Source organism: Pseudomonas sp. Z5-35, from assembly GCF_051131945.1.
GTDB lineage: Bacteria > Pseudomonadota > Gammaproteobacteria > Pseudomonadales > Pseudomonadaceae > Aquipseudomonas > Aquipseudomonas marvdashtae.
Map to the genome: position 1 here is coordinate 1,529,463 of NZ_CP071640.1, position 15,252 is coordinate 1,544,714.

The 15,252-nt window shown below is 60.8% G+C and carries 16 protein-coding genes; 9 read left to right on the plus strand and 7 right to left on the minus strand.

Annotated features, from left to right (window positions below):
• Positions 1–23: 23 nt before the first annotated feature.
• The 4 genes from J3P95_RS07165 to J3P95_RS07180 are packed head-to-tail and all read right to left on the minus strand — an operon-like array spanning position 24 to position 4,069.
• Positions 24–1,064, minus strand: coding sequence for an AbrB family transcriptional regulator (locus J3P95_RS07165; RefSeq protein WP_434561814.1), 1,041 nt, complete (start codon positions 1,062–1,064; stop codon positions 24–26).
• Positions 1,057–2,571, minus strand: coding sequence for a tripartite tricarboxylate transporter permease (locus tag J3P95_RS07170; RefSeq protein ID WP_434561816.1), 1,515 nt, complete (start codon positions 2,569–2,571; stop codon positions 1,057–1,059). Before J3P95_RS07170 ends, J3P95_RS07165 begins: the two co-directional genes overlap by 8 nt.
• A gap of 1 nt (position 2,572) precedes the next feature.
• Positions 2,573–3,034 (minus strand): tripartite tricarboxylate transporter TctB family protein, encoded by a 462-nt coding sequence (locus J3P95_RS07175; RefSeq protein WP_434561818.1) that lies wholly within the window; start codon positions 3,032–3,034, stop codon positions 2,573–2,575.
• A 57-nt stretch (positions 3,035–3,091) separates the two neighbouring features.
• On the minus strand, positions 3,092–4,069 hold the full coding sequence (locus J3P95_RS07180) for a Bug family tripartite tricarboxylate transporter substrate binding protein (RefSeq protein ID WP_434561820.1): 978 nt from the start codon (positions 4,067–4,069) through the stop codon (positions 3,092–3,094).
• A 73-nt stretch (positions 4,070–4,142) separates the two neighbouring features.
• Here J3P95_RS07180 and J3P95_RS07185 point away from each other — a divergent pair, with 73 nt between their 5' ends.
• The 3 genes from J3P95_RS07185 to J3P95_RS07195 all read left to right on the plus strand — a co-directional run bounded on the left by J3P95_RS07185 (position 4,143) and on the right by J3P95_RS07195 (position 6,584).
• Positions 4,143–4,403 carry a hypothetical protein gene (locus J3P95_RS07185; RefSeq protein WP_434561822.1) on the plus strand — a complete coding sequence of 87 codons (261 nt, stop codon included), beginning with the start codon at positions 4,143–4,145 and terminating at the stop codon, positions 4,401–4,403.
• Positions 4,404–4,528: 125 nt separating this feature from the next.
• Positions 4,529–5,200, plus strand: coding sequence for a response regulator (locus J3P95_RS07190; RefSeq protein ID WP_186612242.1), 672 nt, complete (start codon positions 4,529–4,531; stop codon positions 5,198–5,200).
• Entirely contained in the window at positions 5,193–6,584 is a 1,392-nt protein-coding gene (locus J3P95_RS07195) for a sensor histidine kinase (protein WP_434578106.1), read from the plus strand. Before J3P95_RS07190 ends, J3P95_RS07195 begins: the two co-directional genes overlap by 8 nt.
• 45 nt (positions 6,585–6,629) lie before the next feature.
• Here J3P95_RS07195 and J3P95_RS07200 read toward each other — a convergent pair whose 3' ends face one another.
• Both J3P95_RS07200 and J3P95_RS07205 read right to left on the minus strand, forming a co-directional pair.
• Entirely contained in the window at positions 6,630–7,451 is an 822-nt protein-coding gene (locus tag J3P95_RS07200) for an HDOD domain-containing protein (protein WP_434561826.1), read from the minus strand.
• 34 nt (positions 7,452–7,485) lie between these two features.
• Positions 7,486–8,427, minus strand: coding sequence for a YgfZ/GcvT domain-containing protein (locus J3P95_RS07205; protein WP_434578104.1), 942 nt, complete (start codon positions 8,425–8,427; stop codon positions 7,486–7,488).
• A 150-nt stretch (positions 8,428–8,577) separates the two neighbouring features.
• Here J3P95_RS07205 and J3P95_RS07210 point away from each other — a divergent pair, with 150 nt between their 5' ends.
• Positions 8,578–8,832 carry a succinate dehydrogenase assembly factor 2 gene (locus J3P95_RS07210; RefSeq protein ID WP_007930227.1) on the plus strand — a complete coding sequence of 85 codons (255 nt, stop codon included), beginning with the start codon at positions 8,578–8,580 and terminating at the stop codon, positions 8,830–8,832.
• Positions 8,816–9,268, plus strand: coding sequence for a protein YgfX (locus tag J3P95_RS07215; RefSeq protein WP_434578102.1), 453 nt, complete (start codon positions 8,816–8,818; stop codon positions 9,266–9,268). The genes J3P95_RS07210 and J3P95_RS07215 overlap by 17 nt, the downstream gene beginning before the upstream one ends.
• Here J3P95_RS07215 and nadB read toward each other — a convergent pair.
• Positions 9,237–10,853, minus strand: a complete 1,617-nt coding sequence (nadB, locus tag J3P95_RS07220; protein ID WP_434561832.1) for an L-aspartate oxidase — start codon at positions 10,851–10,853, stop codon at positions 9,237–9,239. The two genes, J3P95_RS07215 and nadB, sit on opposite strands and share 32 nt — an antisense overlap.
• 559 nt (positions 10,854–11,412) lie before the next feature.
• Here nadB and rpoE point away from each other — a divergent pair.
• The 4 genes from rpoE to J3P95_RS07240 all read left to right on the plus strand — a co-directional run bounded on the left by rpoE (position 11,413) and on the right by J3P95_RS07240 (position 15,220).
• Complete coding sequence (rpoE, locus tag J3P95_RS07225) at positions 11,413–11,994, plus strand: RNA polymerase sigma factor RpoE (RefSeq protein WP_003172477.1); 582 nt, start codon at positions 11,413–11,415, stop codon at positions 11,992–11,994.
• Between the two features lie 30 nt (positions 11,995–12,024).
• A complete protein-coding gene (locus tag J3P95_RS07230; RefSeq protein WP_186612236.1) occupies positions 12,025–12,606 on the plus strand; it encodes a sigma-E factor negative regulatory protein in 582 nt (193 codons plus the stop codon).
• An 8-nt stretch (positions 12,607–12,614) separates the two neighbouring features.
• Positions 12,615–13,562, plus strand: a complete 948-nt coding sequence (locus J3P95_RS07235; protein WP_434578099.1) for a MucB/RseB C-terminal domain-containing protein — start codon at positions 12,615–12,617, stop codon at positions 13,560–13,562.
• Between the two features lie 230 nt (positions 13,563–13,792).
• Entirely contained in the window at positions 13,793–15,220 is a 1,428-nt protein-coding gene (locus tag J3P95_RS07240) for a DegQ family serine endoprotease (protein WP_434561836.1), read from the plus strand.
• The last annotated feature ends 32 nt before the right edge of the window (positions 15,221–15,252 follow it).

Below are 15,252 nucleotides of genomic sequence, written 5' to 3' on the forward strand. Positions count from 1 at the left end.
GGCCGAAAAAGCCCGTCGGACGATCAGACCGAATCGGGCTTGCGAGTCCAATACCTGAATAATGGCTCCGCCAGAAACAGCACGAACAACAGCCGCATGACTTGCAATGCTGTCACCAACGGCACCGATAACTGTAGCGTTTCCGCCGTCAGGCTCATCTCCGCGATGCCGCCGGGCATCATGCCCAGGGTCAGCGAACGCAGGTCCAGGTGAGTGAGGGTACTCAGGCCGAGGGCTGCGAGGGTGGCGATGAGCATCGTCAACACCGTGCCGATCAAGGTGCGACCCATGAACGACGGTGCCCGGCGGAAGAACTGCCGGTTGAAATGACAGCCCAGGCCGCTGCCGATCAGCCATTGGCCGATCTGGCTGCCGCCATCGGGCAGGCCGATGTGCAAATCCCAACCGATGCTCACCGCCGCGCTGACCAGCAGCGGCCCGAACAGCCAGGGGTTGGGTTGGCGCAAGCGTTCCCAGGCCCAGGCGAGCAGGGCGCCCGCCGGGAACAGAATCGCCAGCCACAACCAATCCACCGTGGCGGCGTGATGTAGCGGGGTGCCTTCACCCAGCAGATATTTGAACGCGGCCGGCACGCACAACACCACCACCAGAACGCGCAGGCTCTGGCCCGCGGCGACATGGCTGAGCATCGCGCCGTTGCGGGCGCCGAGGTTGACCATCTCGCCGGAGCCGCCCGGCATGCTCGAGAAGAATGCGGTGGCGCGGTCTTCGCCAGTGCGGCGCATCAGCCACACGCTCACCACGCTGGACACGCTGGTAATCAGCGCGCCGAAGAAGATCAGGCCGAAGTGGCTGAGGACTTGTTCCATCACCACCGGCGTAAAATGCAGGCCGATACCGATGCCCACCACCCATTGGCCGCATTTGCGGCCGCCGGGGATTTCCATCAGTTGCCAGGGAGTGAGACAGCGCACCAGGATGATCGCCAACAGCGAGCCGACCATCCAGGGCAAGGGCCAGCCGATCAGGCTGGCCAGGTAACCGCCGGCCAGGCCGACCAGCGGTGTTCCCCACCATTGTCTGAAGGTTGGCGCCTCAGACATTGGCCAGGGCACGACGCTGGGCGCTGCGACGACGCCAGATGCGCAGCAGTGGCAAGAACAACATGATCGCCGTGAGGATCCAGCAACCGAAGGTGATCGGACTCGACCAGAGGATTTCCAGCGCACCGTTGGAGATCGACAGCGCACGGCGCAGGTTCTGCTCCATCAGGCCACCAAGGATGAAGCCCAGCAGGACGGGCGACAGCGGGAAGTCCAACTTTCGCAGGATGTAGCCGAAGATGCCGATACCGATCATCAGGAACAGATCGAACGTAGTGGCGTGCACCGCGTAGACACCGATCCCAGTGATGATCGCGATGACCGGCACCAGCGCCCAGTTCGGCACGGCCAGGATGCGCGTGAAGATGCGGATCATCGGGATGTTGAGGATCACCAGCATGATGTTGGCGACGAACAACGAGGCGATCAGGCCCCAGACGATGTCCGGCTGTTGCTGGAACAGCAGCGGGCCGGGCGTGATGTTGTACAGCGACAGCGCGCCGATCATCACCGCCGTGGTGCCCGAGCCGGGAACGCCGAGGGTCAGCATCGGCACGAGTGCGCCGCAGGCTGCGCCGCCGATGGCGGTTTCCGGGGCCGCGAGGCCACGCTTGTCGCCTTGGCCGAACGTGCCACTGGTTCCGGCGATGCGTTTTTCAGTCATGTAGGCCACGGCACTGGCCAGGGTCGCGCCCGCGCCAGGCAATACGCCCATGATGAAACCGAGCACGCCGCAGCGGATGTTCACCCAGAACACCGAGGCCGCTTCCTTGAAGTTGAACATCATTCGCCCGGTGGCCTCCACCGCTTCCTGGCCGCGATGGGTTTTTTCCAGCAGCAACAGGATTTCGCTGATGGAGAACAGGCCCAGCACCAGCACGACGAATTGGATACCGTCGGTCAAATGGATGTTGTCACCGGTGAAACGGTACACGCCGCTGTTGGCATCGATCCCAACGGCGGACAGGAATAACCCGATCAGCGCGGCAATGAAGGTCTTGAGCGGTCGATCGCCGGCCATGCCGCCGAGGCAGACAATGGCAAACACCATCAGGACGAAATATTCCGCCGGTCCGAAGGCAATCGCCCATTTGGCCAGCAGTGGAGCAAACAGCACCATGCCGCAGGTGGCGATGAACGCGCCGATGAACGAGCTCCAGGCCGACAGCGACAAAGCCACCCCAGCCAGGCCTTGGCGGGCCATTGGGTAACCGTCAAGCGTAGTCATTACGGTGGACGCTTCGCCCGGGATGTTCAGCAGGATCGAGCTGATACGTCCGCCGTATTCGCAACCCAGGTAGACCGCCGCCAGCAGGATCAGCGCCGATTCCGGTGGCAGGCCCAAGGCGAAGGCGATCGGGATCAGCAGCGCCACGCCGTTGATCGGGCCCAGGCCCGGCAGCAGCCCGACCACAGTTCCGATCAGCGTGCCGCTCAACGCGGTGACGAGGTTATACGGCGTCAGCGCAACGCCAAAACCCTGGCCTAGATAATTCAGGGTATCCATATCAATTCTCCAGGACGTCGAGCAGGCCCAGGGGCAGCGGCACGTCCATCAGCTTGTCGAACAACAGATAAAGACCGATGGCCATCAGGCTGATGATCACCGCGCTCGGTACCCAGCGACCGCCATACAGGCGCGCCATCGGCACACCAATCAGAATGCTGGCGACAATGAAGCCCAGGGGCTCGAAGGTTCCGGCGAAGACCAGCAGGAGTAACACGCAGATGCCAATTTTCTGCAGGGTTTCGCGGTCCAGTTGCGGGTCGTCGTCGCTGTGCACAACGGGCGTAGGGCGAAACAGCATGTACAGCAGCGCCAGGCCCATCAGTCCCAGGATCAATAATGGAAAGGCGCGCGGGCCGACCGGTTCGTAGGAAAAGGCGGCCTGATAGGGCCAAGCCATCAGTGCCAGGCCGATACAGATCAGCAGCAGCACCGCGGCAAAAATACGTTGGATGGTAAGCATGACTAACTCCTGGGCGGCGCGGCCATAGTGCCAGCGCCGCCGCGAGAACAGAGACGGTTACTGGATCAGGCCGAACTCTTTGGCCAGCACCTTGTAATCAGCCACTTGCTTCTTCACGTAGGTGTCCAGTTCCGGACCAGTCATGGCAAACGGGAACAGCTCGCGCTGGTCACGCAGCTTGGCGAATTCTTCGGAAGCCAACAGTTTGTCGAAGGCATCTTTCCACCAGGCGTAGTCTTCATCGCTGACCTTCGGCCCGAGGTAGAAGCCGCGAACCACCGGCCAGACAATGTCGTAGCCTTGTTCCTTGGCGGTCGGAATATCTTTCATCTCCGGCTCTTCGATGCGTTTCTCGGCAAACACGGCGAGCAGGCGCATGTCGCCGCTCTGGATGTGCGGCATGGAGTCGGAAATGTCGGTACTGCCTACCTGGATGTGCCCACCGAGCAGTGCGGTGGCGATTTCGCCGCCCCCTTCGAGGGCTACGTAACGCAGGTCGCGAGGGTTGATACCGGCGGCCTTGGCGATCAGCGCGGTTTGCATCCAGTCCTGGCTGCCGACGGTGCCGCCGGAACCGATCACCACGGAGCCTGGGTCTTTCTTCAGGGCCTGTACCAGATCGTCGAGATTCTTGTAGGGCGAATCGCTTTTCACCGCGATGGCGCCGTAGCTGGTGCCCACGGCAGCGAGCCAACGTACTGCGCTTTCATCGAAGCGACCGAACTTGCCTTGTGCCAGGTTCAGCAGCGAGCCGCTGGACCAGGCCACCAGCGTACCGGCATCGGCCGGGCGCTGGGCAACCACCGCGTTGTAGGCCACTGCGCCGACACCGCCGGGCATGTAGGTGACGCGCATCGGCTTGGTCAGCAGCTTCTGATTGACCAGCGCGCTTTGCACCAGCTTGCACGTCAGGTCAAAACCGCCGCCGGGGGACGCCGGTGCGATGCACTCAGGGCGCTTGGGCTCGGCGAGCAGTTGCCCGGCGAACATCAGGCATCCGGCGGCCAGGGCTACTTTACGCAGTGATAGGTTCATTTTTTGTCTCCACAGGAGTTGTTGTTTTGTGTTGTAAATCAGGTAATGCCAGGGCGTGACGCCGTGCTGGTCCATGCGGCTGATCAACCGCGCGACAGCTCAAGCCGCACAGCCGCACCGTGACGTCGATGAAAAATCGGCGCGCGAGACGGCACAGGCAAGGGTAGTCTGGGCAAGGCGAGAAAGGCGGGTGGGCGGTGAAACCTGGAGCTGCATGAACAGCATGGTGAATACTCCGCTTATTGTTTTTATTCGGCGAAAACGCTTCGGGGCGTTTTTCGTTCGCAAGGTGTGTCGCGACCGGCAGTCGAAACTGTCCGTGGGAGGACTCTAACGGGCCAACCTTTCGCGAACCTTTCAAAAGGTTTCAGGATGTTTTTTGACTCCACAGTGGCGAATGCGGCTGTAAACTCCGCGCCAAAGAATGGCCCCGACCATCCCTGAATCGAGGAAAATCCCATGCGTGTCCTGCTCGTCGAAGACCATCTGCAGCTCGCTGAAAGTGTTGCCCAGGCCCTCAAGAGCACGGGGTTGACGGTGGATGTGCTGCACGATGGGGTAGCCGCCGACCTAGCGTTGAGCAGCGAGGAATACGCCGTGGCGGTCCTTGATGTGGGGTTGCCGCGCATGGACGGATTCGAAGTGCTGGCGCGCTTGCGAGCGCGGGGCAAGACCTTGCCGGTGCTGATGTTGACCGCTCGCAGCGATGTCAAGGACCGCGTCCACGGGCTGAACCTCGGCGCCGACGATTACCTGGCCAAGCCCTTCGAACTCACTGAGCTCGAAGCCCGGGTCAAGGCGTTGCTGCGCCGTAGCGTCCTGGGTGGCGAGCGCCAGCAGCGCTGCGGAGGACTGGTCTACGACCTCGACACCCGCCGCTTCACCCTCGACGACGAACTCATGACATTGACCTCCCGTGAGCAGGCCGTGCTGGAGGCGTTGATCGCCCGGCCTGGTCGGGTGATGAGCAAGGAGCAGTTGGCGGCCCAAGTGTTTGGCCTGGATGAAGAGGCGAGCCCCGATGCCATCGAAATCTACGTGCACCGTCTACGCAAGAAACTCGACGGCCATGCGGTGGCAATCGTGACGTTCCGGGGGTTGGGTTATCTGTTGGAAACCCGCGATGCATAAGCCGGACAGCCTGCGTTGGCGGCTGCTGCGCAACCTGGCATCGCTGTTGGTGGTACTGATGCTCGCCAGCGGCCTGAGCGCCTATTGGAACGGTCGTGAAGCAGCCGATACCGCCTACGACCGCACCTTGCTGGCTTCGGCCCGGACCATCGCTGCTGGCCTTTCGCAGCGAGACGGCACGCTCAGCGCCGATGTGCCTTACGTGGCCTTGGATACCTTCGCCTATGACAGCGCCGGACGGATCTACTACCAGGTCAACGACATCCACCAGAAGCTGATTTCAGGCTACGAGAATCTTCCCGGTCCGCCGCCCGGTACGCCGCGCACCGATGACTATCCCGCGCTGGCACGTTTCTACAACGCTCGATATGAAGGCCAGAATGTGCGAGTGGTGAGCCTGCTCAAGGCCGTGAGCGAGCCGGAGATGAATGGCATGGCGGAAATTCGCGTGGCGGAAACCGAAGAGGCGCGGGTCAGCATGGCCCGGAGCCTGATGGCCGATACGCTGTTGCGGTTAGGCATGCTCGCCGTGGGTGCGCTGCTGTTGGTGTGGTTCGCCGTCAGTGCCGCGCTGCGTCCGCTGGAACGCTTGCGCACGGCAGTGGAGGAGCGTCAGCCGGACGACTTGCGACCTTTGCCGCTGGTAGAGGTCCAGCATGAGCTGTGGCCGCTGGTGAGGGCCCTCAATCATTTCACCGAACGCTTGCGCGGCCAGTTCGAACGTCAGGCGCAGTTCATTGCCGATGCCGCCCATGAGTTGCGAACCCCCTTGGCCGCGCTCAAGGCGCGCCTGGAGTTGGGCTTGCGCGCCAGCGAGCCGGCAACGTGGCGCGAAACCCTGGAAAGCGCGGCCCAGGGCACCGACCGCCTGACCCATCTGGCGAATCAGCTGCTGTCGCTGGCCCGGGTGGAAAATGGTGCGAGGGCGATTGCCGAGGGCGGCGCGCAGTTGCTCGATCTCAGCCAATTGGCCCGTGAACTGGGCATGGCCATGGCGCCATTGGCCCATGCGCGTGGTGTCGCATTGGCCCTGGAAGCCGAGGAGCCTGTCTGGTTGCGGGGCGAACCGACGCTGCTGAACGAGCTGTTGAGCAATCTGGTAGACAACGCGCTGGCCCATACGCCTGCGGGCGGGAATGTGATCCTGCGCGTCGCCGCACCGGCGATACTCGAGGTCGAGGATGATGGCCCAGGCATTCCCCTGTATGAACGAGAGCGGGTGTTCGAGCGCTTCTATCGGCGCAACCAGCAAGTGGCCGGCTCCGGCTTGGGCTTGGCGATCGTCGGGGAAATCTGCCGGGCGCATTTGGCGCAGATCACCCTGCATGATGGGCAGGAGGGGGGATTGAAGGTGCGGGTGAGTTTTATTCCTGGCTCGGACTGAGTCCGAGCCGAAAGCCACATGAAGGTGTGGTGGTTGCAAAATTTGTCAGTAAAACATCGACCGCGCCTCTTCGATGTCTGCGCACCGGTCCTTGTTGTCCAGGTCCAGGCCCAGCTTCTTGACCGAGGGCACTCCAAACACGTCGATCCTGCCCAGCGGATTGTCGGTGTCACGGTGGCAATACAGTGAGGCGACCTGCACCAGGTCGACGTAATCGAGCTGCCTGGAGTCCCGGCTGAAATCCAGATACTGGCCCGGCAGTTTTACCAGCCTCTCTGGAAACTCCCAGACACTGAGCAGCTTGTCCCCCAATACGGGATGAATCGACTCGATGACGTGGTTAAGGCTGACCGGGTCCGAGAGCAGCTCATTGTTGTCCTCGGCATACGTCAGGATCGGCAGGACGCCAATCTGGTGGACCAGCCCACCCAATGCAGCCTGGTCAGGCTTGAGATGGGTGTAGCTGCGGCACAGCGCATAACTGACGCCCGCGATCTCCAGGCTTTTGCGCCAGACTTCGCGCATCTTGTGTTCCACGACCTCGGAGCGGGCATGGAATATCTGTTCCATGACCAGGCCGATGGCCAAATTGCTGCTGTAGTTGACCCCCAGCCGCGTGATGGCCGTGTGCAAGTCGGTTACTTCTTGGGTAGCTCGCAACAGCGGGCTGTTGACGACCTTGATCAGGCGCGCCGACAGAGCCGTGTCGCGGCCGATCACTTTGCTCAGGTTGCTGACGCTGATTTCCGGGTCTTCGGCGGCCCGGCGAATCTGCATGGCCACTTCCGGCAATGTTGGCAGGACCAAATCGTCATTATCGATGGCCGCCACCAAGTCCCGCTGGACCTTATCCGCCAAATCGCTCATTTCGTTTCTCTAGGTGCTGCGAAAAATGTTGCGATCAACGCTGGATTTCGCGGTCGCGGTCCAGTTCGTAAGGCAAGTCCAGCAAGTGTAGCGCGGGTCCTTCCAAAGCACCGAGGTGCAGATTGCCATCTTCTGCTGCTTCGGCCTGCAAAACCGCCAGCAGTTCTATGTTTTGTTCGGCACGGGCAGCAATCACCACTTCGCCGATGGAGCTGCCGTGAGTGGGGGAAAATAGCGGGGTGCCAGACTCTGGCATTTCATTGGCCTCCAGTTGCAGGCGATACAGCCGGCGCTTGAGTTTGCCCAGGTACTGCATGCGCGCGACGATTTCCTGGCCGGTGTAGCAGCCTTTCTTGAAGCTCACGCCGCCAACGGCTTGCAGGTTGAGCATTTGCGGAATGAACAGTTCGCGGGTGGCCGGCATGACTTGGCCGATGCCCGCGCGAATCTGGCCCAGCAACCATTGATTCAGGTCGCTTTCGGCCAGAAGCGCGCGCAGGCGGGTGCGCAGCGTATCGGCCTGTTCGGCGCGAGCCCAGAGCTCGGCGCGGCCGGGAGAGACGCGAATGGCGATCAACGACTCATGGCGTGCAACGCTGTCAGTGTCGACCGGCAGCTCCAGGCCCAGGTCGCTGAGCGCCGTGTCGGCGTTTTCCAGTCCGAAGCGGACCCAGGCTGCGCTTTCATCGGTGAGCTTGGATTTGGAAAATACAGCGTATTTCTTCAAGTCCGCCAGTTGCGGCTCCAGCAGTTCGGTGGCCATCGCCATCAAGACACCGTCACCTTCGAGCAGGATCCGGAAGCTCGATTGCATCCGGCCTTTCTGAGTGCACCGGGCACCCAGGCTGGCCCGGCTGTCGCCCAGGTAGTTGAGATTGCAAGTCAATTGGCCTTGCAGGAATTTGCCGGCATCCACGCCGCGGACCGCGAGTACGCCTTCGTGGGACAGGGTGCAGAAAAAAGCGGAATCAGCCATGGGTCATCGCAGGGTAAAAAAGTCTGGTGGACATCATAAGGGGGCGCCCTTGAAATGGGTAGTTTACAAAGGATTGGCGTCGCCCGACCAAAGCCGTCTGTTGCGCCACGGTCGGGCCTGTATACTTGCGCTCTATTTGAGGAGCGCTCCATGGTTGAAGATGTTGAACTGAATCGCCTCTACTGGCACAGCCGCCGCGGCATGCTTGAACTTGACGTGCTGCTGGTGCCGTTCGTGAAGGAGGTCTACCCACACCTCAATGACGTGGATCGTGCGTGCTACGTTCGCCTGCTCGAGTGCGAGGACCAGGATATGTTCGGCTGGTTCATGGAACGCAGTGAGTCCGAAGACCCGGAGCTGCAACGCATGGTCCGGATGATCCTGGACCGTGTCCAGCCCAAGTAATCGCTTCGAATGCCGCTGGCACGTCTCCGGGCAGTTGCTGGCGGCCTACCTGCTGGCCCAGGTGTTCGCCCTGGGTTCGTCGTTGCTGTTGACTGTCCCGCCCGTGTTCACCGCCGTTGGCGTCGTGCTTTGCATGTGCCACGGCGCCTGGGTATTGCCGCGATATATATTGCTGACTCATCGCCAAGCCTTTCGTGGCTTGCGTCGTGATGCCGATGGCTGGCAGCTCTGGAGCGCCAGTGGCGGCTGGCAAGCGGTGCAGTTGCGGCCCGACAGCCTCGCGTTACCCTTGATCGTCGTGCTGCGCTTTCGCCTGCAGGGCGAGCGACGGGTCCGCTCATTGTGCGTGCCCCGTGACGCGCTGGCGCCGGATGTCCACCGGCGCCTGCGCGTGCGGCTCAAGTTCAGCCGGCGTAGGTGGGCGGCACCAGAATAGTGTCCAGCGCTTCCGGCAGCAGGTTCGGGTAGTCGAGCGTGTAGTGCAGGCCGCGACTTTCCTTGCGTTCCATGGCTGAGCGGATCATCAGCTCGGCCACTTGCGCCAGGTTGCGCAGTTCGATCAGGTCGCGGCTCACCTTGTAGTTGCTGTAGAACTCATCGATCTCATCGAGCAGCAAGCGCACCCGATGCTGGGCCCGTTGCAGGCGCTTGTTGGTGCGCACGATGCCAACGTAGTCCCACATGAAGCGCCGCAATTCATCCCAGTTGTGGGCGATGATCACGTCTTCATCCGAGTCGGTGACCTGGCTGGCGTCCCACGAGGGCAGGGCGGCGGGAACGGCGACAAGGGGTAACTGCTCAAGGATGTCTGCCGCTGCGGAGCGTGCATAGACAAAGCACTCCAGTAGCGAGTTGCTGGCCATGCGGTTGGCGCCGTGCAGGCCGGTGAAACTGGTCTCGCCAATGGCGTACAGGCCAGGCACGTCGGTGCGGCCTTGCTGGTCGACCATCACGCCACCGCAGGTGTAATGCGCTGCGGGCACCACCGGGATCGGCTGCTTGGTAATGTCGATGGAAAACTCGAGGCAGCGTTCGTACACCGTCGGGAAATGGCTCTTGATGAACGCTTCGGGTTTATGGCTGATGTCCAGGTAGACGCAGTCGATGCCCAGGCGCTTCATTTCATGGTCGATGGCCCGTGCAACGATGTCCCTTGGGGCCAATTCCGCACGAGGATCGAAGCGCTGCATGAAACGCTCCCCATTGGGTAGCTTCAGGTGAGCACCTTCACCACGCAGGGCCTCGGTCACCAGGAAACTCTTGGCCAACGGGTGATACAGGCAGGTCGGGTGAAATTGGTTGAATTCCAGGTTCGCCACCCGGCAACCCGAACGCCAGGCCATGGCAATACCGTCGCCGCAGGCGCCGTCGGGGTTGCTGGTGTACAGATAGACTTTCGCCGCGCCGCCGGAGGCCAGGATCACGAAGCGTGCGCCGTAGGTGTCGACTTCTCCGGTGCCTCGGTTGAGGACGTAGGCGCCCAGGCAGCGGTCGCCGTCCAGGCCCAGGCGTCTTTCGGTGATCAGGTCGATCGCGACTCGCTGTTCCAGCAATTCGACATTCGGGCGCTGCCGGGCCTGGGCCAGCAAGGTCTTGAAGATGGCCGCGCCGGTCGCGTCGGCCGCATGGATGATCCTCCGGTGGCTGTGGCCGCCCTCGCGGGTCAGGTGGAACTCAAATCCACCGTCTTCAGTACCGGACTGCTCGTCACGGGTGAAGGGCACGCCTTGGTCGATCAGCCATTGGATGGCCTGCTTGCTGTGCTCGACGGTGAATCGCACCGCGTCGGGATGGCACAGGCCGCCGCCCGCGTTAAGGGTGTCGTCGACATGGGACTCAATGGTATCGGTGTCATCCAGCACTGCGGCGACGCCGCCCTGGGCCCAGAAGGTCGAGCCGTTGGCCAGGTCGCCTTTGCTCAGCACTGCAATGCGCAAGTGCTCCGGCAGGGTCAGGGCGAGGCTCAAGCCGGCGGCACCGCTGCCGATTACCAGAACATCGTGTTGGAACTGTTGGCTCATTTGAAGTTTTCCGCTCAAGGCGACCCGGTTTCGGGGTTGGCACCAGACAACCGCTACATCGGGTCGGGAAGCCACGCAGCCCACTAGTATATAGAGGGGGGGACCGGCACAATAGCCGGGTGTTCATGGCAATATGGAACCAGTGGGGCGGGAAAAGCGACGCGCTTCGTCGCAAGACGGTTTTCCTGATGGACGACAAGGCGGCCGTTTCGTCGATTAAGCGCAGTTTATCTCGTCACGCAAGGCCAATGTTTGCTTCGGAGCTCTATAAATAGCGGGAACTTTTGCCAAGCGTCCACGTTCAATAGACGGTTGCCTGCAAAAGGGAACGGCGTCGGGTTGGTGCAGGACTTCGGTTTGAGTCCTCCTCCGACAAACCCGGCGACAGATTATTCGCGCAGCCGGGGAATCTCGTGCTGCGCTTTTCGTGCGTGCCGGATCAGAGCACGCCGGAAACTTGCTTGGAAGGGGGAGAACTTTTGCGAAAAGCCCGAGTCTATGTTTGCAAGCCCGGTCAATTAGTAATGCAAGCCTCCTTCGAGCTTATCGAGGAGTGTTCATGCTAACCCAGGAAGAGGATCAGCAGCTGGTCGAACGCGTTCAGCGCGGCGACAAGCGAGCTTTCGATCTGCTAGTGCTGAAATACCAGCACAAAATTCTCGGGTTGATCGTGCGTTTTGTGCACGACACCCATGAAGCCCAGGATGTCGCCCAGGAAGCCTTCATCAAGGCCTACCGCGCACTTGGTAATTTTCGCGGGGACAGCGCGTTTTACACGTGGCTTTACCGCATCGCCATTAACACGGCGAAAAACTATCTGGTTTCACGCGGCCGTCGGCCGCCGGATAGCGATGTAAGTTCCGAGGATGCCGAGTTCTATGATGGCGATCATGGCCTCAAGGACCTCGAGTCACCGGAGCGAGCCTTGCTGCGGGATGAGATCGAAGGCACCGTCCATCGAACCATCCAGCAATTACCTGAAGATTTGCGTACGGCTTTAACTTTACGTGAATTCGACGGTCTGAGTTACGAGGACATTGCGAGCGTCATGCAGTGTCCGGTGGGTACCGTGCGCTCCCGGATCTTCCGCGCTCGGGAGGCCATCGATAAAGCCCTGCAACCGTTGTTGCAGGAAAACTGAGACAGCGGCGATAGCCAAGAGAGGAACGCCATGAGTCGTGAAGCCCTGCAGGAATCGCTGTCCGCAGTGATGGATAACGAAGCGGACGAATTGGAATTGCGTCGGGTATTGAATGCCTTTGACGATGTTGAAACCCGTGAGACCTGGGCTCGTTACCAGATCGCCCGGGCTGTCATGCACAAGGACTTGCTGCTTCCGCGTCTGGACATCGCTGCGGCCGTTTCTGCTGCATTGGCTGATGAAGCCGTACCGGCGAAAGCCTCTCGTGGTCCATGGCGTAGCCTGGGTCGACTGGCTGTGGCCGCGTCGGTGACCGTAGCCGTTCTGGCAGGTGTGCGCTTGTACAACCAGGATGAGATTGCCGGTGTTCAGATGGCCCAGCAATCCAACCAGCCAAGCTTGGCCACCCCACAGGTCAAAGGCCCTGCGGTACTGGCTGGCTACAGCGAAGGTTCGGAAGCTGCCGGCACCAATGGTGTCCTTCAAGGACAACCAGGCTGGCATGATCAACGCTTGCCCAATTATCTGCGCCAGCATGCCCAGCAGGCTGCGTTGAAAGGGACTGAAAGTGCACTGCCATACGCTCGTGCAGCCAGTCTGGAAAACCGTTAAGGAGGACCATGCGCGCCATACCTCTCTTATCGCTTCTGCTCGGTGGCTGGTGCGTTGTTCCAGCCCATGCAGGTGAGGCTCAAGACTGGCTTAATCGTCTAAGCCAAGCCGAGCAACAGCAAAGCTTCCAAGGTACTTTCGTTTACGAGCGTAACGGTAGTTTTTCCACCCATAACATCTGGCATCGCGTCCTTGATGGCAAAGTCCGCGAGCGGCTATTGCAGCTCGACGGTTCGGCACAGGAGGTCATGCGCATTGATGGACGTACTCAATGCGTCAGTGGCAGCTTGATTGCCGGGCTGGGAAATACGCCTGAAGGTACTGCGCGTGCGCTTGACCCGCAAAAACTCAAGAATTGGTATGACCTTGCCGTCATTGGCAAGTCGCGTGTGGCTGGGCGACAGGCAGTGATCGTTGCCCTGACGCCCAAAGATCAGCATCGTTATGGCTTTGAGTTGCATCTGGACAAGGAAACCGGTTTGCCGCTCAAGTCTCTGTTGCTCAATGACAAGGGCCAGTTGCTCGAACGCTTCCAGTTTACCCGCCTGAATATCGCCGAACCTTCGGACGGTGACCTGCAGGCCAGCGCCGAGTGCAAGGCCGTTGCGCAAGATCCTGATAAAGCCACCGCAGTTAAGACCGCCTGGCATTCGGACTGGCTTCCGCCTGGCTTCGAACTGACCAGCAGCGTTGCGCGAAAGGATCCGGACACCAAGGTCCGAGTCAGCAGCCTGATGTATGACGATGGCCTGGCTCGCTTTTCGGTGTTTCTCGAACCTTTGAACGGTGCTACAGCTACCGACACTCGCACCCAGTTGGGGCCGACGGCTGCTGTATCTCGTCGTCTCACCACGCCGCAAGGCGAAATGATGGTCACGGTGGTTGGAGAAATTCCTATCGGTACGGCAGAGCGGATTGCGCTGTCCATGCGCTCCGACGTCGCGGCAGCCAAGTAGTCCATTGCTCAGGTGGCTCGATTGCGCATGAGGCCGGTAGCGCCGAGGCTTGATCGAAATGCCGAAACTTCCTGTCAGCATTTTCATTTGCAAAAAAACGATTTTTTTTCTATTAGGTCAGAGCCGCTCGGCTCTGGCCTTGTCTGTTTGCGGAGGATAAATACCAGCGTATCGTGCTCTGGTGTTTCTGCTCCATATCGCTTAACCATGCTCGTCGTAACGGGAGCCGTATGTCGATACCACGCTTGAAAACCTATCTCTCCATATTTGCCACCGTGCTGGTTCTCGGTCAGGCCGTTCCCGCGGTGGCGGTCGAGTTGCCTGACTTCACTCAGTTGGTCGAGCAGGCTTCGCCCGCCGTCGTGAACATCAGCACCACGCAGAAGCTGCCGGAACGCAGGGTGATGGATCCGCAGATGCCAGACCTGGAAGGCCTTCCGCCCATGTTGCGTGAGTTCTTCGAACGCGGAATGCCGCAGCCGCGCTCTCCCGGTGGTGGCCGCCAGCGTGAAGCGCAGTCCTTGGGCTCGGGCTTCATTATTTCGCCGGATGGCTACATCCTGACCAACAATCATGTGATCGCCGATGCCGATGAAATCCTCGTTCGCCTGGCCGATCGCAGCGAGCTCAAGGCGAAGCTGGTCGGCACCGACCCACGCTCCGACGTGGCGTTGCTGAAGATCGAAGGCAAGAATCTGCCTGTGCTCAAGCTCGGCAAGTCGCAGAATCTTAAAGCCGGCCAGTGGGTGGTGGCGATTGGTTCGCCGTTCGGCTTCGACCATACGGTGACCCAGGGTATCGTCAGCGCCATCGGTCGCAGCCTGCCAAACGAAAACTACGTCCCATTCATCCAGACCGACGTGCCGATCAACCCGGGCAACTCCGGAGGTCCGTTGTTCAACCTCGACGGTGAGGTCGTGGGCATCAATTCCCAGATCTACACCCGTTCGGGCGGTTTCATGGGCGTGTCATTCGCCATTCCGATCGACGTTGCGATGGACGTCTCCAACCAGTTGAAGAGCGAGGGCAAGGTGAGCCGCGGCTGGTTGGGCGTGGTCATCCAGGAAGTGAACAAGGACCTGGCCGAGTCGTTCGGGCTGGAAAAACCTGCTGGCGCCCTGGTGGCGCAGATTCAGGAAGGTGGTCCGGCAGCCAAGGGTGGCTTGCAAGTCGGTGACGTGATTCTCAGCCTCAATGGCCAGCCGATCATCATGTCCGCCGACTTGCCGCACCTGGTGGGAGCCCTCAAGGCTGGTGCCAAAGCCAACCTGGAAGTGATTCGTGAAGGCAAGCGCAAGAACGTCGAGCTGACGGTTGGCGCCATCCCTGAAGAAGGCAAGGAACTGGATTCACAGCCCAAGTCTGGCGTAGAGCGCAGCAGCAATCGCCTGGGCGTGGCCGTGGCTGAGCTGACCGAGGAGCAGAAGCGCACGCTGGAGCTGCAAGGCGGCGTCGTGATCAAGGAAGTACAGGACGGTCCAGCTGCACTGATCGGCCTGCAACCGGGCGACATCATTACGCACCTGAACAATCAGGCCATCGGCTCCACCAAGGCGTTCACCGACATTGCCCAGGCACTGCCGAAGAATCGTTCGGTGTCGATGCGGGTCCTGCGCCAGGGACGCGCGAGCTTCATTACTTTCAAATTGGCCGAATGACCGGTTGATCGCTGAAAAAAACCGCCTCGAAC

Excerpts from the sequence above, each read along its gene's own strand:
- J3P95_RS07165 (WP_434561814.1), bottom strand. The coding sequence starts at position 1,064 with ATGTCTGAGGCGCCAACCTTCAGACAATGGTGGGGAACACCGCTGGTC.
- J3P95_RS07170 (WP_434561816.1), bottom strand. The coding sequence starts at position 2,571 with ATGGATACCCTGAATTATCTAGGCCAGGGTTTTGGCGTTGCGCTGACG.
- J3P95_RS07175 (WP_434561818.1), bottom strand. The coding sequence starts at position 3,034 with ATGCTTACCATCCAACGTATTTTTGCCGCGGTGCTGCTGCTGATCTGT.
- J3P95_RS07180 (WP_434561820.1), bottom strand. The coding sequence starts at position 4,069 with ATGAACCTATCACTGCGTAAAGTAGCCCTGGCCGCCGGATGCCTGATG.
- J3P95_RS07185 (WP_434561822.1), top strand. The coding sequence starts at position 4,143 with ATGCGGCTGATCAACCGCGCGACAGCTCAAGCCGCACAGCCGCACCGT.
- J3P95_RS07190 (WP_186612242.1), top strand. The coding sequence starts at position 4,529 with ATGCGTGTCCTGCTCGTCGAAGACCATCTGCAGCTCGCTGAAAGTGTT.
- J3P95_RS07195 (WP_434578106.1), top strand. The coding sequence starts at position 5,193 with ATGCATAAGCCGGACAGCCTGCGTTGGCGGCTGCTGCGCAACCTGGCA.
- J3P95_RS07200 (WP_434561826.1), bottom strand. The coding sequence starts at position 7,451 with ATGAGCGATTTGGCGGATAAGGTCCAGCGGGACTTGGTGGCGGCCATC.
- J3P95_RS07205 (WP_434578104.1), bottom strand. The coding sequence starts at position 8,427 with ATGGCTGATTCCGCTTTTTTCTGCACCCTGTCCCACGAAGGCGTACTC.
- J3P95_RS07210 (WP_007930227.1), top strand. The coding sequence starts at position 8,578 with ATGGTTGAAGATGTTGAACTGAATCGCCTCTACTGGCACAGCCGCCGC.
- nadB (WP_434561832.1), bottom strand. The coding sequence starts at position 10,853 with ATGAGCCAACAGTTCCAACACGATGTTCTGGTAATCGGCAGCGGTGCC.
- rpoE (WP_003172477.1), top strand. The coding sequence starts at position 11,413 with ATGCTAACCCAGGAAGAGGATCAGCAGCTGGTCGAACGCGTTCAGCGC.
- J3P95_RS07230 (WP_186612236.1), top strand. The coding sequence starts at position 12,025 with ATGAGTCGTGAAGCCCTGCAGGAATCGCTGTCCGCAGTGATGGATAAC.
- J3P95_RS07235 (WP_434578099.1), top strand. The coding sequence starts at position 12,615 with ATGCGCGCCATACCTCTCTTATCGCTTCTGCTCGGTGGCTGGTGCGTT.
- J3P95_RS07240 (WP_434561836.1), top strand. The coding sequence starts at position 13,793 with ATGTCGATACCACGCTTGAAAACCTATCTCTCCATATTTGCCACCGTG.